Origin of the sequence: Limosilactobacillus reuteri (assembly GCF_020785355.1) — a bacterium.
GTDB classification, from domain to species: domain Bacteria; phylum Bacillota; class Bacilli; order Lactobacillales; family Lactobacillaceae; genus Limosilactobacillus; species Limosilactobacillus reuteri_I.
Genome location: NZ_JAJGVH010000073.1, coordinates 59,725 through 81,104, shown reverse-complemented (window position 1 = coordinate 81,104; position 21,380 = coordinate 59,725). Strand labels below are relative to the sequence as shown.

The window sequence follows — 21,380 nt, the reverse complement described above, 5'->3', positions numbered from 1 at the left end:
GATTTTTTTACGTATTTATATTTATAGGGAGGTGAGAAACATGCAGCAATTATCAGAATTATGGATAAAATATCGAATACAAGTGCTGATGATAGTGATTGCTGCAGTGGTTGGGGGATATTGGATACTTAATAAAAACAATAACGATGCTTTAATTTCAAATACTAATGCTGTTTTAACAAGTAGCGAAACAGGAAGCAGTTTAACTTCTACCACTGCGATGAAGGGGACCGTTGCCATTGACATAAAGGGTGCCGTAAAAATGCCCGGCGTTTATGAATTGAAAGCAGATGATCGTGTGAACGAAGCCTTGAAAGCGGCAGGTGGACCACTACCCAATGCAGACTTATGCCAAGTAAATCTTGCTAAACAATTAACAGACCAGCAAATGATCTATATTCCGCTTCAAGGAGAAACGCCGGTAGCTTCCAGCAGTACAGAACCATCAGCAGCTAATAATGAAAATGGCAGCGATAATTCTGCAAAGATAAATCTAAATACGGCAACCAAAGAACAACTATGTCAAATTACGGGAATTGGCGATAAAAAAGCAGAGTTGATATTACAATACCGACAAGAACACGGTCAGTTTAAGAGTATTGACGAACTTAAAGAAATAAATGGCTTTGGCGAAAAAACTGTTGCTAAACTAAAAGATCACCTATCTATCTAGTTTTTATTTTTTTGATGAAGATATTTGCTATACTATATTTCAAATATAGAGGAGTGAAATAATATGAAACCGAGAATTGATTGGGACCAGTATTTTATGATTCAAGCAGCTTTATTGGCGTCGCGCAGTACCTGCAACCGCCTTTCAGTAGGTGCAGTTTTAGTTCGTGATAAGCGGATAATTGCTGGTGGGTACAATGGCTCAGTCGCTGGCGATGCACATTGCATTGATGAAGGCTGCTATTTACGTGATGGACATTGTGTGCGAACTATTCATGCAGAAATGAATGCTCTGTTGCAGTGTGCTAAGTTTGGTATTTCTGCTGATGGAGCAAGCATTTATGTAACGGATTTCCCTTGCTTACAATGTACCAAAAGTTTACTGCAGACTGGGATTAAGGAGATAAATTATATTCGTAATTATCACAATGATGATTACGCAATGAAATTACTTAAACTCAAAAACGTTACGCTTCATCAGATTAAATTAGATAGTGATATTTTAGAAGAGGTCGATCTGGATCAGTATATCAACCCAGATCAAAAATAGATTATCCAACACTTTTGGTTTTTTCCCGCGCTAATTGCAAGTTTAGTAGCAGTTAGTTTCTTTAGTTCATATTGGTTAATTTTTCTTTTAATTGCTATATTTTACCGAATTGCCGTATTAAAAAGGTCAATAGTACTTGGAATTGGAGTGCTGACATGTTTATTGATGGCGATTTTGTGTTACAGTCTACAAAAAAATTGGGCAACTATTACGGCAGATAAGCAAATGGAAGTTACTCAAAGAATATTAGTTTACCCTGATGAATTAAAATTCAATGGAAATTTTATGACAGGAACTGCGATCGACATTCAAACTGGACAACGTGAAGCAATAATGATGTCGTTTAAGTCACCCCAGATGTTAAAAAATATTGATAAGCTTACAACACCCTCGATATGGCTTATTAATGGGCAGTTAAAACCGATTATTCCCCGTACAAATGAAAATCAATTTGATAACTTAACTTATAACCACCATCGCCGTATCTGTAATCAAGTTCAAATTAACCGGGTAGAGCAAATGGTTAGGCAAAAAAGAGGAATAGTTGGCTGGTGTCATATATTAAGAAAGCGACTCAGCCTCTACTTTGAAACTTTACCGCCTCCTCTTAGTGCGTATTGTCAACAATTAATAATTGGCAACAGTAATGAGGGTTCGGCTGAATTAATGGTAAGTATCAAAAGGCTTGGCCTGCTCCATCTTTTTTGCATTTCCGGAATGCATATCGTACTTTTCACGGATTTATTACGGCGACTATTGGTTCATTTATGGTGGCGTAAAGAATCGATTGATTTATTTTTAATTATTATTTTGCCGTTTTATCTTCTCATTGGTGGTGGAGCAACAAGCTTGATAAGAGCAACCATTATGGCTGAACTTGGGCTTCTTCATCGATATTTAAATTTGGACCGTCTTGATGGGTGGGCGCTGAGCTTATTAATTGGATTGGTTATTGATCCGTTGCTATTGCTTACATTAGGCGGTCAATTAAGCTATTTGCTTTCTTTTATTCTTCAAGTTCTTCCAGAATCAGTACGTGGTTTTAAGCAGTCTTTATTATTGAATTTAATTAGTTTGCCTTCGTTATTGAGTTATGTATATGAGGTTCATCTTCTAAGTTTTGGGGTTAGTTATTTAATAATTCCGCTATTTTCGACAGTTGTTTTTCCAGCGGTCTTGGTGGGGGCACTTAGTTTTAAGCTTTTTGAACCACTCACGTACCTAATTAATGCTGGTTTAAAATGCTTTCAATATATTTTAAATTGGTTATCTGATTTTCCAGGAATGATTCATTTTGGGAAGCCACCGTTAATTTTGGCCCTTCTATTATTTGTGGCATCTTTATTTGTTATTTCTCAAGAGACATCTTTAAAATCATGGAAAATATTAGCTTTATTGTATGTAATTACTGGGGGGATAATTCATTTTCCATTTAATGGTGAGGTTACTTTTGTTGATATTGGACAGGGGGACTCAATAATTATTAGAGAACCTTTTAATCGACGGGTAACAATGATTGATACAGGAGGCAAATTAAATTTTAAAAAGCCGAATTGGGCGACTTCAAAGCACTCCCAAGATGATGCCCAACGAATAACCATTAATTATTTGAAAAGTAAAGGTATCAGGCAGATTGATAATATTTGTTTAACTCATCATGATGCAGATCATATCGGCTATCTAACAACGATTTTGGATAATATAGCAGTGAAAAGGCTGATTGTACCAGCGGGGATGGAAAAACAACCAGCACTTCTTAGTAAAGTAAGGACTGCTGAAAAGACATCGCCAGTGATAGTTCCGGTGACTGATAATGTTAAGTTGCCATCATTTCCATTGCAAATTTTACATCCTTTTGTTCCGGGAGAAGGGAGAAATGAAGATTCTTTAGTGCTAGCTGGGACATTTGGCGGGAAAAGATTTCTTTTTACGGGGGATTTGGATCAGGAAAATGAAGAAAAAGTTATTCAAAAGTATCCGCAACTAAAGTCAGATATCTTAAAAGCTGGTCATCATGGCAGTAAAACTGCTAGTAGTTATTCATTTTTGCAGACAGTTGCTCCTAAGTATGCGATAATTTCAGCTGGACGATTTAATAGATATCATCATCCTGATGGAATAACAATAAAAAATTTTCAAAGATTAAATATTAATTACTTATCAACGCAGCAATTTGGAATGATACAATATGTATACCATGGTCGAAATGGAAAAATAAAAACAACATTGAGGGGAGATGAGACAAGTTGGACATTGCCCAATTATCTACACAATTAAAAACTAAAACCCCAGCAATGGTATATTTAATTTTAGGGAAACAACAGGTCCTTCAACAGCAGGCAATTGATGCCTTTATAAGCCTTATTCCAGAGAATGAACAGGTTATGAATGTTGGTCGATATGATATGGAAGCCACACCATTGGCAGTTGCTTTGGATGATGCGATGGCGACTCCATTTTTTGGTGAACGACGATTAGTTATTATCAATAAACCGTTCTTCTTAACTGGTGAGAAAAGGCATTCGAAAGTTGAACATGATTTGGATAGCTTAAAAAAGTATTTTGAACACCCTGAACCGTCTACAATTTTAGTTTTTACGGCCCCTTATGAAAAGCTTGATGGGCGAAAGGGGATTGTAAAGCAATTAAAGAAGACAGCGGTTTTAGTTGATGCTAGTCCACTTGATGAACGAGCAGCTCGTCAAAGAGTGAGAACTCAATTATCAACTGCTGGCTTTGAAATATCAGAAGCTGCTTTGGATGAGTTGGTTCAACGGACTAATGCGGATTATGGGATGATGGATGCAAGCTTAACTAAATTAAAGATTTTGGCTTATCATGAAAAAAAGATTGATCAAAACATGGTAGCCGCTCTAGTTCCGCAATCATTAGATGAAAATGTATTTGATTTAGTCACTGCGGTTCTTAAGCATAATCAAATAAAGGCCTTAGATCTCTATCAACAGCTATTAGCGGGCCAGCAACCGCCGTTAAGGATTAATGCGGTGCTAGTAGGACAGTTTCGGCTGTTGATTCAAATAAAAGTATTAAGTAAACGTGGCCTTACGCAAGGGAGTCTAGCGAGTCAGCTTAATGTCCATCCTTATCGGATTAAATTGGGATTAAAAACTGCGCGTGATTTCTCAATGCAGGCGTTAGAAAATGCCTATTTGGGATTAATTCGTATTGAACAATCGTTAAAAACGACACAGCGCGATCCATCGCTTTTATTTCAGTTATTTATGTTACAGTATTCTCAGCAGAGCAAAGGGGCATGAGATACAAAAAGGGGATAAGAAAATCTGTTTTCTTATCCTCTTTTTGTGAAAAGTTAAAAATAAAAAAGCAACTAACTTAATAGTTGCTTTTTTATTACTTAGCGTAACGTGCTGAGAGACGTGACTTGTCACGTGCAGCCTTGTTAGCCTTGATAAGGCCCTTAGAGTGGGCACGGTCAATTGCTGAGATAGCAGCCTTGTATAAGTCGTCAAGGTTATCTGCGCCAGCAAGCTTTGCCTTATCGAACTTCTTAATAGCAGTCCGCATTTGGCTTAATTGTGAAGCGTTACGTGCTTCAGCTTTTTCACTAGTACGAACACGTTCAATTGCTGATTTGATAATTGGCATGAGTTTCACCTCCGTTACCCGATTTTCAGTTGACCAGAATTTTCAACATTTGTCATTATACAAAAGACTAGCGAGCAATGCAATAGCTAACGACGATCAAGTCAAAATTTCATAGAAATAGTTGCAACATTAGTAAATTTTATGTATATTTGTATAGGTTACTTCAAACAAGTAATTAATTGCCTCTTCTCAGTTTAACGATCCTCACCGACGTTATACTTAGATCTTAGGCGCATTAATATTGAAAGGTGGGAAAATAGCATGGCTATTTCAAAAGAACGTAAAGATCAAATTATTAAGGAATTCGCAACTCACGAAGGAGACACTGGTTCTACTCAAGTTCAAGTTGCTGTTTTAACTGCTGACATCAACGAATTGAACGATCACCTTCGTACTCACAAGCACGATTACCATTCACAACGTGGTTTAATGAAGAAGATTGGTCACCGTCGTAACTTATTAGCTTACTTACGTCGGACTGATTTACCTGCTTACCGTGAACTTATCCAAAAGTTAGGTTTACGTCGGTAATATTTTATTATCAAAGCACTTTGCCTTTTACTTGGAGGCAAGGTGTTTTTTGTTTTTACTCCATTATTTTCACTGATTGTGGTAAGATATTTATAACTATAATGAACGATATAAAATTCTTATCGCTACACATTGTAATCGATAAGGGGTTCAAAACTAAATATTAAAGGAGCCAAATCAATGGATAATAATATTAAAATTATTCCTTTTGGTGGTGTACGCGAAAATGGTAAAAATATGTACGCCGTTGAGATTGAAGACCAAATTTTCATTTTGGATACGGGGTTAAAGTATCCGGAAAATGAATTAATGGGAATCGATGTTGTCATTCCTGACTGGGAATATCTTCGTGAACATAAGGACAAGATAGTCGGAGTATTCTTAACACATGGACATGCAGATTCAATTGGGGCACTTCCATATTTCTTGATGGACTTTAATGTTCCGGTATTTGGAAGCGAGATGACGATTGCCTTAGCAAAACTGGCAGTTAAAAACCATAAGGAAGTTAAGAAATTTAATGATTTTCATGTTGTTGATGCTTCAACAGCAATTGATTTTAATGATGTTACAGTTTCGTTCTTCCAAACGACCCATACTATTCCTGAAACTTTAGGGGTTGTTTTAGAAACAAAAGCAGGAAATATTGTTTACACTGGTGATTTTAAATTCGATCAGACAGCTAAAAAAGGTTATCAAACAGACCTTGCTCGGTTAGCAGAAATTGGATCACAAGGTGTATTAGCACTTTTAAGTGATTCTGCTGGTGCTGGAATTACGGGTGCGTCTGCTCGTGAGCAAGATATTGGAGACTACATTAAAGAAACATTTAAATATCAAAACGGTCGGATTATTGTTGCTAGTGTAGCTTCAAATATTATGCGCGTACAGCAGATTATCAATGCTGCTGTTGCCGTTGGGCGGAAGATTGTTTTATCTGGTAAAGATATTGAACAAATCATCGATACAGCAATGTCTTTGGGAAAGTTGCACTTACCAGATGACTTATTCATTAGTCGCAAGGAAGCAGAAAAACTCGAACCAAATCAAGTTGTTATTTTGGAAACTGGTAAAATGGGTGAACCGATTAAGTCATTACAGCAAATTGCAAACGGTGATAATCCTAATTTACAATTAACAGATACCGATCTTGTCTTTGTTACTACTACTCCTTCTTATGCTCAGGAAACTGAAGTACAAAAGACAAAGGACATGATTTATCGTACAGGAGCAGAAGTTAAGTTTATTTCTGATGATTTAAATCCTTCTGGGCATGCTAACCAAAATGATGAACAGTTAATGTTGAATTTCATGAAGCCCAAGTTCTTCATTCCAATTCAAGGTGAATATCGACTGTTAGATCGTCATGCAGAATTAGCAGAAGAAGTAGGAGTTCCAAAAGAAAATATCTTCCTCGTTAATAAGGGAGATGTTCTAACTTACAAAAATGGTAAATTCCATGTTGGTGAACATATCGATGTAAGCAATACTATGATTGATGGTACAGGCGTCGGTGATATCGGTAATATTGTTTTACGAGATCGACGTGTCCTATCAGAGGATGGGATTTTTGTTGTGGTAGCAACTATTGATCGGAAAAAGAAAAAGATTGTTGCTCGACCACAAATTACGTCACGAGGATTCGTGTTTGTAAAGACTAACCGTCAACTAATGCAACAGAGTGCTGACTTAGTTGAAAAGATTGTTCAAGAAAACCTAGATCAAAAAGAATTTGATTGGAGTCATTTAAAACAAGATGTTCGTGATAAATTAAACCGGTTCTTGTTTGACCAAACTAAACGGCATCCAGTTATTTTGCCAGTTATTATGGAGATTAATCAACATCAAAAGAAGATTAAAAACAATGTTGAGAAAAAAGAAGAAAAATCTGCAAAACCACGTTCAACTAAAGAACATCACCGTGGTCGTGGTAAAAAACGAATGGCAAAAGAAAAAAAGTAGCTGTTTAATATAAGTGATGTGAAGGGAGGCTGGGAGAAAACTTTCGTTTTTCTCCCAGCCTCAACTTGTTTTTATGAATAATTGTATAAAGTAATGAATAAAAAAGGGTGATAAAAATGAATGAAACCCAACAAGATCAATATCTTCAGGCCCAGAAATTAATTGCTGAAGAAAAATGGCAAGAAGCTAGTGGTATTTTGGAAGATCTTATAAACGAGGTTGATGATTCAGAAATCGGTCGATTGACGATCATTGCTCTATATCATTCTCAACAATATACCAGGGCTTGTACTTACTTGTTTGAATATTTAGAAGTAATGTTTGACAGCTTGTCGGATGCTCAGATTGCCATTAAAATTTTGTGTCAAAACGAATTATTTGTTCTAGCAAGACAGGTGATTAGTAGTCTTTCGCAATGGCAGGAAGATTTGCTAACAATTGTTACAATGGGTGAGGAAAAATCTCGTCAAGAGTACCAGGAGACGTTACAAACACGTTTGCGAGACTTTTACCATTTAGGAGATTACTCCCTTGAAGAGCAGCAAAGTAGATTGCAGGCTGCTTTTAAGCTTCCTTTAAATGAATTTATTACAGGTGCTAAATTCCTGCTTCGTGACCCCTATACGCATCCACTGGTAAAGTCTAGCTTGGTTGAATTGCTTAGTAAATTGCAAGTTGCAGATCCGGTTACTGTTTATTGGCTAGATAAGAAAGAATATACAGTTGTGCCAGCTGATATCCAGCCTTTAAATTTATTGCCAGTTGTTAGTGAAGGTAAGAGATTAATTACAGAAAAATGTGGAAATCAAAACCCGCAGACAGAAAAGATGGCAATTCAAGAATTTCAATTACAGGTAATGTTCCTGTATCCGCGAATTAATCAAATTATTAAAGACATTGATGAATGGACAGATGTTTTAATCGCTAGAATAGAAGGAAAGAAAGTCGCAACAAATACAGTTTCTAGTACGTGGCAGGAACGACTAGGTAAGCAGATTGACGAATTAATAGAAAAACATTAGTCAAATACATTTACAAATGAACAGATAGTTGATATTATATTTAAGAATTCTTCTTCAGAGCCTAAGATTAAAGCTTTCAATTGGCGAAAAGAAGTTGTACAATATGTATAAGGGTATGTCAGTCATCGAATTAGATGATCTGGCATTATACTTGTAAATTATCAGGAGGTTTTCATTAATGGCTGAAAAAGAACATTATGAACGTACAAAACCCCACGTTAACATTGGTACTATTGGCCACGTTGACCACGGGAAGACTACTTTAACTGCTGCTATTACAAAGGTATTGGCAGCCAAAGGTTTAGCAAAGGCAGAAGATTACGCTGATATCGATGCTGCTCCAGAAGAAAAGGAACGTGGTATCACTATCAACACTGCCCACGTTGAATACGAAACTGAAAAGCGTCACTACGCACACATCGATGCCCCTGGACACGCTGACTACGTTAAGAACATGATCACTGGTGCTGCACAAATGGATGGTGCTATCCTTGTTGTTGCTGCTACTGATGGTCCTATGCCACAAACTCGTGAACACATTCTTCTTGCTCGTCAAGTTGGTGTTCAATACATCGTTGTATTCTTGAACAAGACTGACTTAGTTGACGATGATGAATTAGTTGACTTAGTTGAAATGGAAGTTCGTGACTTACTTAGCGAATACGATTTCCCTGGTGACGATGTTCCAGTTGTTCGTGGATCTGCTCTTAAGGCACTTGAAGGTGACCCAGAACAAGAAAAAGTTATCCTTCACTTAATGGATGTTATTGATGACTACATCCCAACTCCAAAGCGTCCTACTGACAAGCCATTCATGATGCCTGTCGAAGACGTATTTACTATCACTGGTCGTGGTACTGTTGCTTCTGGTCGTATTGACCGTGGTACTGTTAAAGTCGGTGACGAAGTTGAAATCGTTGGTTTAACTGAAGACGTTCTTAAGTCAACTGTTACTGGTTTGGAAATGTTCCACAAGACTCTTGATCTTGGTGAAGCTGGGGATAACGTTGGTGTACTTCTTCGTGGTATTTCACACGACCAAATCCAACGTGGTCAAGTTTTGGCTGAACCAGGTTCAATCCAAACTCACAAGAACTTCAAGGGTGAAGTTTACGTTATGACTAAGGAAGAAGGGGGACGTCACACTCCATTCTTCTCAAACTACCGTCCACAATTCTACTTCCACACAACTGATGTTACTGGTACTATCGAATTACCAGATGGTGTAGAAATGGTTATGCCTGGTGATAACGTTACATTCACTGTTAACTTACAAAAGCCAGTTGCTCTTGAAAAGGGTCTTAAGTTCACTATTCGTGAAGGTGGACACACTGTTGGTGCCGGTGTTGTATCCGACATCTTAGACTAATTTTTGAGTACAGATGTGCTAAAAGGCTTGGGGAAACCCAAGTCTTTTTCTTTAACAAAAATATTTGAAAATAACTTAGGGATCAGCCGTCAATAAGTTGCAATTACTGGTCTCCTACGGTAAACTAATATAGTATGTAAAGACTAATTATAAATATTAATTAGTCAAATTGATTTGTTATTGGAGGAAATAAAATGTCAGCAAAATGGGAACGCGATAGCGATGCCAGCAAAGGTACATTGACATTTGAAATTGATGTCGACACTATTAACAAGGGAATTGACGAAGCTTTCGTTGAGACTCGTAAAAAGATCACTGTTCCGGGCTTCCGGAAGGGTCGTGTCCCTCGTCAAATCTTTAACCAAATGTACGGTGAAGAATCATTGTATCAAGATGCCTTAAACAAGGTATTGCCTGATGCATATAACGAAGCAGTAAAGGAAACTAACATTCAACCTGTAGATCAACCTAAGATTGATATTAAGAGCATGGAAAAGGGTCAACCATGGGTATTAACTGCTGAAGTTGACGTTATGCCAGAAGTTAAATTAGGTGAATACAAGGGTATGGAAGTTCCTGCTCAAGACACCACTGTTACTGATGCTGATGTTGATGATGCACTTGAAACTAAGCGTCAACAACAAGCTGAACTTGTATTAAAAGAAGATAAGCCAGCCGAAAAGGGTGACACTGTCGTTATTGATTACAAGGGTAGCGTTGACGGTGAAGAATTTGATGGCGGTTCAGCTGAAAACTACTCACTAGAATTAGGCTCAGGCTCATTTATTCCAGGTTTTGAAGATCAATTAATCGGTCACAACGCTGACGAAGATGTTGATGTAAATGTTACCTTCCCAGAAGATTACCACGCTAAGAATCTTGCTGGCAAGGATGCACTTTTCAAGGTTAAGATTCACGAAATCAAGGAAAAGCAATTACCAGAACTTGATGATGATTTCGCTAAGGATGTTGACGAAGATGTTGATACTTTAGCTGAATTAAAGGAAAAGACTAAGAAGCAACTTCAAGAAGAAAAGGATAACCAAGCTAAGGCTGCTATTGAAGATGCTGCTATCAATAAGGCTGTTGCTAATGCAGAAATCCAAGATATTCCACAAGCAATGTTGGATGATGACACTAACCGTCAAATGCAACAATACTTAGCAGGAATGCAACAACAAGGTATCAGTCCTCAAATGTACTTCCAAATTACTGGTACAAAGGAAGAAGATTTGAAGAAGCAATTTGCTAATGATGCTGCTCAACGTGTAAAGACTAACCTTGTCTTAGAAGCAATTGTTGACGATGCTAACTTAGATGCTACTGATGAAGAAATTGCTAAAGAAATTTCTGACCTTGCAAAGCAATACGGTATGGAAGAAGATGCTGTTAAGAAGGCATTATCTAAGGACATGTTAATGCATGATATTAAGATCCGTAAGGCTGTTGACTTAGTTGCTGATTCAGCAAAGCAAGTTAAGGATGACGAAAAGTCTGACAAGTAATTTGTTAAATAATTACTAATCAATGAGGCTGGAAGAAAACAGTAGTTTTCTTCCAGCCTCGCTATTTTAATCAAATATTAGTAAGATAAAGTAGAAAATAATTTACTGAGTAATTTAGTCGAAATTAAACAGTAATTTTGTTATTATGTTTTAATAAGTCTTAGAGGAGGTTCATTTATGTTTGAAGATACCACTGGTATGGATTCAGTTCACTGTTCATTTTGTGGAAAGTCCCAAGATGAAGTGAAAAAAATTGTTGCTGGTCCTGGCGTCTATATTTGTAACGAATGTGTTGACCTTTGCAAACAAATTATTGATCAGGAATTAGCAGAAGATGAAGCTAAAAAAGCTTTCCGTGTGCCAACTCCAGGAGAGATTGTTAACGAACTGGATGACTATGTAATTGGTCAAGGTGATGCTAAAAAAACATTAGCAGTTGCTGTTTATAACCACTATAAGCGGGTTAATGCAATGATGAGTGGTGATAATAATGATACAGAACTTCAAAAGAGCAACATTGCCGTAATTGGTCCAACTGGTTCTGGGAAAACCTATCTTGCCCAGTCACTTGCCCGCATTCTAAATGTTCCGTTTGCGATTGCAGATGCTACAACTTTAACTGAAGCTGGATACGTTGGTGAAGATGTTGAGAATATTATCCTTAAACTACTTCAGGCTGCTGACTTTGATGTAGAACGTGCTGAAAAAGGAATCATTTACATTGACGAAATTGATAAAATCGCAAAGAAGAGTGAAAATGTATCAATTACACGTGATGTTTCTGGAGAAGGGGTTCAACAAGCTCTTTTAAAGATTCTTGAAGGAACAATTGCTAATGTACCGCCTCAGGGAGGACGTAAGCATCCACAGCAAGAATTTATCCAAGTCGATACAAAGAATATCCTCTTTATTGTGGGGGGAGCCTTTGATGGGATCGAAACAATTGTTAAGGAACGACTCGGTGATAAGACAATTGGATTTGGAACAGACTCACGAGAAGCTGAAGAGGTTACGGATAAAAATATTTTGCAACATGTTATCCCAGAAGACCTTCTTAAGTTTGGTTTGATTCCAGAATTTATCGGACGATTGCCTGTGATGACTGCTCTTGAAAAACTTGACGAAGATGATCTTGTTCGAATCCTTACTGAGCCAAAGAATGCATTAGTTAAGCAATATCAAGAGTTAATTCGCCTTGATGGAAGTCAGTTGACCTTTACTGATGGTGCATTACGAGCAATGGCACAACTAGCAATCAAACGGAATACAGGTGCTCGTGGTCTCCGTTCGATTATTGAAGATGTAATGCGGGATGTAATGTTTGACTTGCCAAGTCGTAAAGATGTAGAAAAGGTAATTATTGATAAACGATGTGTAACGCAACATACAGAACCTCGTTACGTTTTAAAGGATGAAAAAGCTTCTTAATGAAATGAGGTAAGCAAATGGAAGTTCACAATGTAGATTTAACAATCAGTGCCGTAAGTGATGAACAATATCCTAAAACAAATATTCCAGAAATTGCTTTAGTTGGTCGTTCAAATGTTGGGAAGTCATCGTTGACAAATGTCTTAATCAACCGGCGCAATTTTGCTCATACGTCTAGTCAGCCAGGTAAAACCCAGACGTTAAATTTCTATGACGTTGAGGATAAGGTATATTTCGTTGACGTTCCAGGCTATGGGTATGCCAAAGTCTCGAAAAAAGAGCGAGAACGATTTGGAAAAATGATCGAACAATACTTAACCCAACGTGAACAATTGCGCGGAGTTATTCAACTAGTTGATGCACGGCATGAACCAACCCCGGATGATGTAAATATGTATAATTGGTTACAATATTATAATATTCCAACATTAATCGTAGGGACAAAGATTGATAAGGTAAAACGTAGTGCATGGAATCGCCAACTAAGCCTTATCAAAAAGACCCTTGATGTTGAGAGTTCAACACCGATTATTCTATTTTCAGCTACAGAGAAAAAGGGTAAAGATGATGTTTGGCAGTGGATTGAAGAGCGAATGGGGAAGAACTAAGTTGGATTTTAATGAATACCAAAATGCAGCAAAACGAACCTTATATGGGAATGAACAAGTTTTAACAAATTGTGCATTAGGATTAGCTGGCGAGTCAGGACAAGTCGTTGATTTAGTAAAAAACTATACTTTTCGTAGTCGAAAATTAGATCGTAAGGAACTAATTCACGAAATGGGTGATGTCTTATGGTATTTATCTCAAATTGCAGAATGGGCCGATATTCCATTTGAAGAGGTCGCCAAAGCAAATATTGAGGAATTAAATCAGCGCTATCCGACTGGTTTTAAAAAACAAGATTAAAAAAATAAGCGGGGATATGAGTGATCACATCTCCGCTTTTGCATTATTTCTTTTCTTTATCCTTGTTATCTTTTTCTTTTTTGTCGTCGTTTTTTTTAGTTGCTTTTGGTTTTTTAGGGTCAACCGCAAATTGATCAAATAATTTATCAAGCTGTTCGCTTCTTCTAGTAACTAATCCCATTTTTTTAGCTCCTTTTTTATATTTGACAAAATGCTAGCATAAATTTTACTAAATGTACAATTATTTCTAAACACTTTCTTTGCCTTAATGATGATTTTTCAGATATAATATATTGTTAGATAATTTTTCGGAGGGATTTTGCGATGGCCAGTGAACATTTAGAACATAAACTAGCATTGTTACCTGACAAGCCAGGTTGCTACCTGATGAAAAACATTAATGATCAGATAATTTATGTTGGTAAAGCTAAAAATTTAAAGAATCGGGTGCGTTCTTACTTTAAGAGTAGTCATACCGGTAAAGTAGCTAAAATGGTTTCGGAAGTTGCTGACTTTGAAACCATTGTGACTTCGAATAATAAGGAGTCGTTCTTACTTGAAATAACGCTGATTCAAAAACATCAACCTTATTTCAATATTAAATTAAAAAAGGGAACTGGTTATCCCTACATAAAAATAACAAATGAGCGGGATCCTCAAATTAAGATCGTTAGTAAAATAAAAAAAGATGGGGGATATTATTTTGGTCCCTATCCTAATGTCTATGCTGCAGAAGAGACAATGCATTTCATTCAAAAGGTCTACCCATTGCGCCGTTGTAATGGGTATCAAGGCCGTCCATGTTTGTATTACCATATGGGACAATGTTTAGGAGCTTGTTTTAAAGAAGTTCCTAAAAGTGACTACGAAGAGCAAATTAAGAAAATTAAGTCATTTTTGAGTGGAAACACAGCGACAGTTAAGCGACAGTTAACCAAAAAGATGCAACTAGCAGCAGAAAATATGGAGTTTGAACGAGCGGCTGAAATTCGAGACCAGCTTCACTATATTGAAGTGACGGTTGAAAAACAAAAGATTATTTCAAATGATAAGACCCCTCGTGATTTATTTAATTTCTATATGGATAAAGGGTGGCTTTCTATTCAAATTTTCTTTATCCGACAAGCACGATTAATGAAACGAGAAAAACGCCTATTTCCAATCGTGGATACGGCAGTCGAAGAAATGACCAGCTTTATTCTCCAGTTTTATAATCGTCGTAATAATATTTTGCCTCGTGAAATTCTCCTCCCCAAGGGCCTCCCTAATAAGGAAATAAGTGAAATACTAGGAGTACCGGTTCGGACCCCTGTTCGTGGTGAAAAACGGGATCTTTTAGCAATGGCACACGAAAATGCTCAGTTGTCTTTAGATGAAAAATTTCGACTGCTTGAGATGGACCAAAGTAAGACTACTGGTGCGATGAAAGAGATTACAGATTCCCTTGGACTTCCAGAAGGTCACCGGATTGAAGCGTTTGATCATTCTCATATTCAGGGGGCTGACCCCGTTAGTGCAATGGTTGTATTTGTTAATGGAGAACCAGCTAAAAATTTTTACCGGAAGTATAAATTGAAAACGGTGATTAATCATGCTGATGAAGCTGCCAGTACCCGTGAAGTTATTCGGCGGAGGTATTCGCGTCTCTTAAAAGAAAACAAGCCAATGCCGGATATGATTTTTATGGATGGTGGCGAAATTCAGATGGATGCGGCTAAAGATGTTTTAGAGAATGAACTTGGTCTTGATATTCCTGTAATAGGGATGGTAAAGAATGACAAACACCAAACCGCTGACTTATTGTTCGGGGATGATGATCATCATATTAATTTAAATCCACGGAGCCAAGGCTTTTACTTAGTTCAACGCATTCAAGATGAGGTTCACCGGTTTGCGATTACTTTCCACCGGCGCGTTCATACCAAGCATTCGTTGAGTTCGCGTTTGGATGAAATTAAGGGAGTGGGACCGCGGACTCGGACGAAATTACTAAAAAAATATGGATCAATTACCAAAATTGCTCAAGCATCAGTTGATGAAATCCATTCACTAGGGATTAATCGACCTACCGCCCAGTTAATCAAGGTTTCATTGCAGAAAAATGCTGAGGTGGCGAAGGGTAGTAGTCATGATTGAGTTTTGACAGGCTTATAAATTTTAAATATACTAAACAATAGACTAAAGAACGGAGACAATCATTATGAATATGTTTGTTGATCAAATAAAAATTGAAGTACATGCAGGTAAGGGTGGCGATGGAATGGTAGCATTTCGTCGTGAAAAATATGTTCCTAACGGTGGCCCAGCTGGTGGCGATGGTGGCCGTGGCGGCAGTATCATTTTAAAAGTTGATGAAGGATTACGGACATTAATGGATTTCCGTTATCACCGAATTTTTAAAGCTAAAAACGGTGGCAATGGGATGAGTAAACAGATGACTGGTCCAAGTGCAGAAGATACAATTATTGCTGTTCCCCAAGGTACTACTGTAAGGGATCTTGATACTGGTGAGATTATTGGTGATCTCGTTGAAAAGAATCAAGAATTAGTAGTTGCCAAGGGTGGCCGTGGTGGTCGCGGCAACATTCACTTTGCTAGTGCTAAAAACCCTGCTCCTGAAATTGCTGAAAATGGTGAACCAGGAGAAGACCATTACTTAGAATTAGAATTAAAGATGCTTGCTGATGTCGGATTAATTGGGTTCCCTTCTGTTGGAAAGTCAACTTTATTATCAGTAGTAACCGGTGCTAAGCCTAAAATTGCTGCATATGAATTTACGACGTTAACCCCTAATCTTGGAATGGTAATGTTACCGGATGGTCGTGACTTTGCAATGGCCGACATGCCTGGTTTAATTGAAGGGGCATCTAAGGGTGTCGGCCTTGGTTTGAAGTTCTTACGACATATTGAACGTACGCGCGTTCTTCTTCACTTAGTTGATATGAGCAGTGAAGATCCTCATCAAGCAATTGAACGTTACCGGCAAATTAATAAGGAGCTTGCTAATTACGATCCTGAGTTATTAAAGCGACCACAAATTGTAGTTGCGACGAAGATGGATTTGCCAAATTCTGCTGATAACTTAGCTGCTTTTAAAGCTGATTTGGCGGCAGATAAGACTTTAGAAAAACAGCCAGAGATTTTCCCTATTTCAGCGGTTACTCATCAAGGTGTTCAACAATTAATGCAATTAACTGCTGATCTCTTAGATAAGACGCCCGCATTTGATAGTGAGAGTCATGATAAAGAATTGGTCGCTGAATATCGTGCTGCTGCTCCTGACAAGAAAGATGAAGCGGACTTTACCATTACCAAGGATGAAGACGGCACCTGGGTATTGGGCGGTGAAAAACTTATTCGGTTATTTAAGATGACTGATTTAACTCATGAAGAAAGTCAATTACGCTTTGCTCGTCAACTTCGCCATATGGGGATTGATGATGCGTTAAGAGCTAAAGGTGTGCAAGATGGCGATCTTGTAAGAATTGAAAAATTTGTTTTTGAATTTATTCAATAAAATTATACGTAGCAAAGGTAGGAAAAATATAAATGCAACTTGAATTTTTAGGAACAGGCGCTGGTTCCCCAAGTAAGCAACGTAATGTAGCAAGTGTTGCATTGCGGTTGTTAGAAGAACGAAACGCAATTTGGCTATTTGATGTGGGAGAAGCTACTCAACATCAAATTCTCAATACGACAATTAGGCCACGAAAGATAGAAAAAATCTTTATTACTCACTTGCATGGTGATCATATCTTTGGTTTACCTGGTTTACTAAGTTCCCGCTCTTTTCAAGGAGGAACCGAACCATTGACGATCTATGGACCAGTAGGAATAAAGCGGTATGTTCAGACGTCTTTGCAAGTAAGTGAGTCACGCCTCAGTTATCCTTTGCACTTTGTTGAAATAACAGATGACGGGGAACTATTTAATGATCATGGTTTTAGAGTGGTTGCACGAAAGTTGGATCATAAAATCGCTTGTTTTGGATACCGGATTGAAGAAGCGGATCATCCAGGAGAATTACAAGTTGAGAAATTACGAGAACAAAAAGTACCATCAGGACCAATTTACGGCCAATTAAAAGCTGGAAAAAAGGTTACCCTTCCAGATGGTCGCGTATTAGATGGTCATGACTTTATTGGTACCCCCCAACCTGGACGTATTGTTGCAATTCTAGGTGATACTAGACAAACGAAGAATGCAATTCTGTTGGCGCAAAATGCAGATGTATTAGTGCATGAAAGTACTTTTGCTAAAGATGAGACAAAGATGGCACACAATTATTACCATTCAACCAGTAAACAAGCAGCTGAAATTGCGAAAAAAGCTGGTGTTAAAAAATTATTGTTAAATCATATTTCAGCACGATACACTGGTAAAGCAGCTTATCAATTGGCATATCAAGTTCGTAATATTATTCCTGATACTCGAGTTGTTAATGATTTTGATGTAATTGATATTCCGTTCAAAAAATGAAAAGAGATGGCAAAAGATGCTGAGAAGAGTAAAGACGTTACGTTTTCTGCGAAATGAAGTTGTATTAATTACTGGTGGTTCAAGTGGAATCGGCAAGGAGTTGGCTTTTGAGGCAGCTCGTCGCGGCGCAATTGTTGTTGTTGCTTCTCGTAATCTTGAGAAGTTGCAAGAGGTAGCTAAAAAATGTCTGATTTTATCAGGTCGGCCAGCATTTGCTTATCAATTAGATGTCACCGACCCTGATCAGATTGATGATGTGCTTTCGAAGGTTCAACATGAAGTAGGAGGAATCGATGTATTAATTAATTCTGCTGGGCTTGGTGACTTTATTCCCGTAGTTAAGGAATCTTACCGCTCAATGGAAAAAATGGTACATACAAACCTCTTAGCTTTAATGTATATTAGTCGGTGTGTAGCTAAACAAATGATGGATCAAGGGTATGGTGCCATTATTAATATGGGTTCATTAGCTGGTAAATTGCCTACACCAAATAGCGCTGTATATTCAGCAACGAAAGCCGGAGTAATCCAGTTTGATAATGTTTTACGAATGGAAGTAGCTGATTATGGTGTCCAAGTCTTGACAGTCAATCCTGGCCCAATTGATACACCTTTCTTTGATAAAGCAGATAATGATTATACGTATCGGGCCCATTTACCAAAATGGATGTTTATCTCTCCTGAAGACTTAGCTCGACGAATTTGGAATAATGTTGGGTATAAGACGAGAGAAATTAATGTTCCAGGATATGTGGCTTATCTTGGCTGGGCTTACCAAGTTATTCCCGGTTTAGGTGACTGGGCAATTAAGAAATTTTTTGATTTCCAACAGGATAAGAAGAACTTATAATATGCTCCCTTATTTTTGAGAAATTGCAGAATTTAGCAGTTTCTTTCAAAAAATGAAAGGGGCAAAATAAAAGAGACTGAGTTTATCCCAGCCTCTTGTTTAATTTTGGCGTTGAAATGGTGGTTAATTTTAAATGATTGATGCAAAATTTAAGTGGAAACTTGCCGATAATGCTTCCTCAGCAACTGTTGATAATCTTGAAAAAGAGTTAGGCATTTCTAGAATATTAGCAACCTTATTAGCTCAGCAAGGAATCGATTCAACCGAACAAGCAAAAAAATTCTTTGAACCATCGATGGAAGAGATCCATGATCCAACCTTATTGCATGATATGGATAAAGCAGTTGAGCGGATTGAGCAGGCAGTTGAAAAACAAGAACAAATTACTATTTATGGTGATTATGATGCAGATGGAATTACTAGCACATCCTTAATGTATGAAACGTTATTATCCGTTGGCGCTAATGTTAATTATTATGTGCCAAATCGTTTTACAGATGGATATGGGCCTAACATGGATGCTTACCAACGGCTTATTGATAATGGTACCCAGCTTTTTATTACGGTGGATAATGGCGTTAGCGGAAAAAATGTTATCGATAAGGTAATGGCAGCAGGAGTAGATGTTGTAATTACTGACCACCATGAGTTGCCAGCTGATCTGCCAAATGCGGTTGCGATTGTTCACCCTCGCTATCCTGGTAGTAATTATCCTTTTCCTGATTTGTCAGGCGTTGGGGTTGCATTTAAGGTAGCCTGGGCTTTAACTGGTGAGTTTCCTGTTGAAGAACTGGACTTAGTTGCAATTGGTGAAATAGCTGATGTAGTAAACGTTACGGACGAAAATCATGCGTTAATTTCCTATGGCATTCAGCAATTACGGCAGGGGATGCGTCCGGGATTAGCGGCTTTAATGAAGTTAGCTGATATTAAGGCTAACAATCTAACTGATCAGGATATTGGATTTGGAATTGCACCACGGCTAAATGCACTGGGGCGAATTGCTGATGCTAATGATGGAGTTAAGCTGCTGACGAGTTTAGATGAGAATGAATCACAAAAATTAGCTAAAGAGGTAGATCAGGCGAATAAAGAACGTCAAAACTTAGTTGCTGAGATTATGAAAGAGGCAGAAAAACAAGCTAATAGTTCAGCTAACCAGCAGAAAAAGACCTTATTAATTGTTGGAAAAGGTTGGCATCAAGGCGTATTAGGAATTGTTGCTAGTCGGATTATGAGCGAGACCGGAAAGCCAACAATTGTCGCATCAACTGATCAAAATAATCCAACCTTAATAAAAGGATCTGGTAGAAGCGTTGACAGTTTTAATTTGTTCAATGCCTTGGAGGCTCATCGTGAACTATTTACAACATTTGGTGGGCACCCTGCTGCTTGTGGTCTTTCTTTTGACCAGGGAAATATTGCACCCCTGCAAATAGCCTTGGAAGAAGAAGCAAGTCAACAAAAATTTGATCCAACGGTAAAGCAAACTCTTCCGATTGCAATGCAACTTGAACCAGCTGATGTTACCCAACAGTTATATAACGATATTCAACGAGTTGCTCCATTTGGCCCAGGAAATATGGAACCAGTTTTTGAATTAAATAACGTTAAAGTTGTCGATGTCAAAACAATGGGGCAAGAACACCAGCATTTAAAATTTTCGATTGTAAGTGGTAAAGAAAATCTAACGGTCGTTGCTTTTAGTCAAGGAAACTTGGCAACACTATTATCCGCGCCGACCGGACAAGTTAATTTAGCTGTTAAAGTTAGCCTCAATGAGTGGCGTGGTAAAAAAAGCGTCCAACTGATGCTAGAAGACCTGCAAATCAATGGAACAGTAATTATTGATGAGCGAACGAATAAGTTAACTCCTCAGCTTTTTAGTTCTTCAGATTATTACATTGTAAGAGAACCAAGATTACGAGATAATATTGCTCCTCATGTGGCCCCCGGCTATACTTTATCGATCGAAGAAGCAATTAAGACTGATTTTTCTGGTCAACGAGTTACGTTGGTTGACTGTCCATCTAGTGAAGAGATGCTAAAACAGATTTTTGCAGAGGATGAAGGGGAGCCGGCAACTATTCGCTTATTGCTATATCAGCGAAAAAGTGCCTATTTAGCTGGACTGCCAACACGAAATGATTTTGCACAGCTTTATCGATTTATTTATAAGCAAAAAGAATTAAAATGGCCAATCCAAGCTAAAGCAGTTAGCAATCAGTTAAAAATTAATATGGATCGATTAAATCTAATGATTCAAGTGTTTTCTGAAGCAGGATTTGTTACAATAAAAGATGACGTGTTAAAGTTTAATGAGCCAACTAATAAGACTGATTTAACACAAACTAAACGTTATCAAAAACAATTAGCACAATACAGAGTTGAGCAACAGTTGCTTTTTAATGATGCGGCAACGGTTGCTAACTGGTTATTGAAATATTTAAATTTAGAATAAGGAGACTATTTATCT

At 37.7% G+C, this 21,380-nt stretch carries 19 protein-coding genes; 17 read left to right on the top strand and 2 right to left on the bottom strand.

All coding sequences use genetic code 11. From position 1 onward, the window contains the following. Positions 1-40: 40 nt before the first annotated feature. From LMB56_RS05510 to holA, 4 genes are all read left to right on the top strand, one after another. Positions 41-673, top strand: coding sequence for a helix-hairpin-helix domain-containing protein (locus LMB56_RS05510; RefSeq protein ID WP_229283835.1), 633 nt, complete (start codon positions 41-43; stop codon positions 671-673). A 63-nt stretch (positions 674-736) separates the two neighbouring features. Beyond that, positions 737-1,222 carry a ComE operon protein 2 gene (locus tag LMB56_RS05505; protein ID WP_229274053.1) on the top strand — a complete coding sequence of 162 codons (486 nt, stop codon included), beginning with the start codon at positions 737-739 and terminating at the stop codon, positions 1,220-1,222. Positions 1,223-1,387: 165 nt separating this feature from the next. Then, on the top strand, positions 1,388-3,499 hold the full coding sequence (locus tag LMB56_RS05500) for a DNA internalization-related competence protein ComEC/Rec2 (RefSeq protein WP_229289140.1): 2,112 nt from the start codon (positions 1,388-1,390) through the stop codon (positions 3,497-3,499). After that, entirely contained in the window at positions 3,469-4,500 is a 1,032-nt protein-coding gene (holA, locus tag LMB56_RS05495; protein WP_229283837.1) for a DNA polymerase III subunit delta, read from the top strand. Before LMB56_RS05500 ends, holA begins: the two co-directional genes overlap by 31 nt. A 94-nt stretch (positions 4,501-4,594) precedes the next feature. Here holA and rpsT read toward each other — a convergent pair whose 3' ends face one another. Further along, positions 4,595-4,849, bottom strand: a complete 255-nt coding sequence (gene rpsT, locus LMB56_RS05490) for a 30S ribosomal protein S20 (RefSeq protein ID WP_003666832.1) — start codon at positions 4,847-4,849, stop codon at positions 4,595-4,597. A 261-nt stretch (positions 4,850-5,110) separates the two neighbouring features. Here rpsT and rpsO point away from each other — a divergent pair, with 261 nt between their 5' ends. The 8 genes from rpsO to LMB56_RS05450 all read left to right on the top strand — a co-directional run bounded on the left by rpsO (position 5,111) and on the right by LMB56_RS05450 (position 13,575). Then, the gene (gene rpsO, locus LMB56_RS05485) at positions 5,111-5,380 is read left to right on the top strand and encodes a 30S ribosomal protein S15 (protein ID WP_003666833.1); all 270 of its coding nucleotides are present in this window, start codon (positions 5,111-5,113) and stop codon (positions 5,378-5,380) included. Between the two features lie 180 nt (positions 5,381-5,560). Next, a complete protein-coding gene (locus tag LMB56_RS05480) occupies positions 5,561-7,342 on the top strand; it encodes a ribonuclease J (RefSeq protein ID WP_035168140.1) in 1,782 nt (593 codons plus the stop codon). A gap of 116 nt (positions 7,343-7,458) precedes the next feature. Continuing rightward, positions 7,459-8,364, top strand: a complete 906-nt coding sequence (locus LMB56_RS05475) for a hypothetical protein (protein ID WP_229283838.1) — start codon at positions 7,459-7,461, stop codon at positions 8,362-8,364. Positions 8,365-8,542: 178 nt separating this feature from the next. Then, a complete protein-coding gene (gene tuf / locus LMB56_RS05470) occupies positions 8,543-9,733 on the top strand; it encodes an elongation factor Tu (protein ID WP_003666836.1) in 1,191 nt (396 codons plus the stop codon). A gap of 194 nt (positions 9,734-9,927) precedes the next feature. Next, entirely contained in the window at positions 9,928-11,238 is a 1,311-nt protein-coding gene (gene tig / locus LMB56_RS05465) for a trigger factor (RefSeq protein ID WP_003666837.1), read from the top strand. Between the two features lie 177 nt (positions 11,239-11,415). After that, positions 11,416-12,666 carry an ATP-dependent Clp protease ATP-binding subunit ClpX gene (clpX, locus tag LMB56_RS05460; RefSeq protein WP_003666838.1) on the top strand — a complete coding sequence of 417 codons (1,251 nt, stop codon included), beginning with the start codon at positions 11,416-11,418 and terminating at the stop codon, positions 12,664-12,666. A 17-nt stretch (positions 12,667-12,683) separates the two neighbouring features. After that, complete coding sequence (gene yihA / locus LMB56_RS05455) at positions 12,684-13,274, top strand: ribosome biogenesis GTP-binding protein YihA/YsxC (RefSeq protein WP_003668240.1); 591 nt, start codon at positions 12,684-12,686, stop codon at positions 13,272-13,274. A 1-nt stretch (position 13,275) separates the two neighbouring features. After that, complete coding sequence (locus LMB56_RS05450) at positions 13,276-13,575, top strand: nucleoside triphosphate pyrophosphohydrolase family protein (RefSeq protein WP_003674350.1); 300 nt, start codon at positions 13,276-13,278, stop codon at positions 13,573-13,575. 43 nt (positions 13,576-13,618) lie between these two features. Here LMB56_RS05450 and LMB56_RS05445 read toward each other — a convergent pair whose 3' ends face one another. Beyond that, entirely contained in the window at positions 13,619-13,756 is a 138-nt protein-coding gene (locus LMB56_RS05445; RefSeq protein ID WP_003666842.1) for an SPJ_0845 family protein, read from the bottom strand. Between the two features lie 143 nt (positions 13,757-13,899). Between LMB56_RS05445 and uvrC the strand changes: the two genes are divergently transcribed. From uvrC to recJ, 5 genes are all read left to right on the top strand, one after another. Further along, positions 13,900-15,711: an excinuclease ABC subunit UvrC gene (gene uvrC, locus LMB56_RS05440; protein WP_229283839.1), complete on the top strand. Its 1,812-nt coding sequence runs from the start codon at positions 13,900-13,902 to the stop codon at positions 15,709-15,711. A 64-nt stretch (positions 15,712-15,775) separates the two neighbouring features. Further along, positions 15,776-17,092 (top strand): GTPase ObgE, encoded by a 1,317-nt coding sequence (gene obgE / locus LMB56_RS05435; RefSeq protein ID WP_229283840.1) that lies wholly within the window; start codon positions 15,776-15,778, stop codon positions 17,090-17,092. A gap of 32 nt (positions 17,093-17,124) precedes the next feature. After that, positions 17,125-18,054 (top strand): ribonuclease Z, encoded by a 930-nt coding sequence (gene rnz, locus LMB56_RS05430; RefSeq protein WP_229283841.1) that lies wholly within the window; start codon positions 17,125-17,127, stop codon positions 18,052-18,054. Positions 18,055-18,070: 16 nt separating this feature from the next. Continuing rightward, on the top strand, positions 18,071-18,904 hold the full coding sequence (locus LMB56_RS05425; protein ID WP_029507544.1) for an SDR family NAD(P)-dependent oxidoreductase: 834 nt from the start codon (positions 18,071-18,073) through the stop codon (positions 18,902-18,904). Positions 18,905-19,037: 133 nt separating this feature from the next. Further along, positions 19,038-21,365 carry a single-stranded-DNA-specific exonuclease RecJ gene (gene recJ, locus LMB56_RS05420; RefSeq protein WP_122481120.1) on the top strand — a complete coding sequence of 776 codons (2,328 nt, stop codon included), beginning with the start codon at positions 19,038-19,040 and terminating at the stop codon, positions 21,363-21,365. The last annotated feature ends 15 nt before the right edge of the window (positions 21,366-21,380 follow it).

Coding starts and splice junctions, on each gene's coding strand:
- obgE (WP_229283840.1), top strand. CDS start 15,776: ATGAATATGTTTGTTGATCAAATAAAAATTGAAGTACATGCAGGTAAG.
- recJ (WP_122481120.1), top strand. CDS start 19,038: ATGATTGATGCAAAATTTAAGTGGAAACTTGCCGATAATGCTTCCTCA.
- rnz (WP_229283841.1), top strand. CDS start 17,125: ATGCAACTTGAATTTTTAGGAACAGGCGCTGGTTCCCCAAGTAAGCAA.
- yihA (WP_003668240.1), top strand. CDS start 12,684: ATGGAAGTTCACAATGTAGATTTAACAATCAGTGCCGTAAGTGATGAA.
- LMB56_RS05425 (WP_029507544.1), top strand. CDS start 18,071: ATGCTGAGAAGAGTAAAGACGTTACGTTTTCTGCGAAATGAAGTTGTA.
- rpsT (WP_003666832.1), bottom strand. CDS start 4,849: ATGCCAATTATCAAATCAGCAATTGAACGTGTTCGTACTAGTGAAAAA.
- rpsO (WP_003666833.1), top strand. CDS start 5,111: ATGGCTATTTCAAAAGAACGTAAAGATCAAATTATTAAGGAATTCGCA.
- tuf (WP_003666836.1), top strand. CDS start 8,543: ATGGCTGAAAAAGAACATTATGAACGTACAAAACCCCACGTTAACATT.
- LMB56_RS05505 (WP_229274053.1), top strand. CDS start 737: ATGAAACCGAGAATTGATTGGGACCAGTATTTTATGATTCAAGCAGCT.
- LMB56_RS05500 (WP_229289140.1), top strand. CDS start 1,388: ATGGCGATTTTGTGTTACAGTCTACAAAAAAATTGGGCAACTATTACG.
- uvrC (WP_229283839.1), top strand. CDS start 13,900: ATGGCCAGTGAACATTTAGAACATAAACTAGCATTGTTACCTGACAAG.
- clpX (WP_003666838.1), top strand. CDS start 11,416: ATGTTTGAAGATACCACTGGTATGGATTCAGTTCACTGTTCATTTTGT.
- LMB56_RS05475 (WP_229283838.1), top strand. CDS start 7,459: ATGAATGAAACCCAACAAGATCAATATCTTCAGGCCCAGAAATTAATT.
- LMB56_RS05480 (WP_035168140.1), top strand. CDS start 5,561: ATGGATAATAATATTAAAATTATTCCTTTTGGTGGTGTACGCGAAAAT.
- LMB56_RS05445 (WP_003666842.1), bottom strand. CDS start 13,756: ATGGGATTAGTTACTAGAAGAAGCGAACAGCTTGATAAATTATTTGAT.
- LMB56_RS05510 (WP_229283835.1), top strand. CDS start 41: ATGCAGCAATTATCAGAATTATGGATAAAATATCGAATACAAGTGCTG.
- tig (WP_003666837.1), top strand. CDS start 9,928: ATGTCAGCAAAATGGGAACGCGATAGCGATGCCAGCAAAGGTACATTG.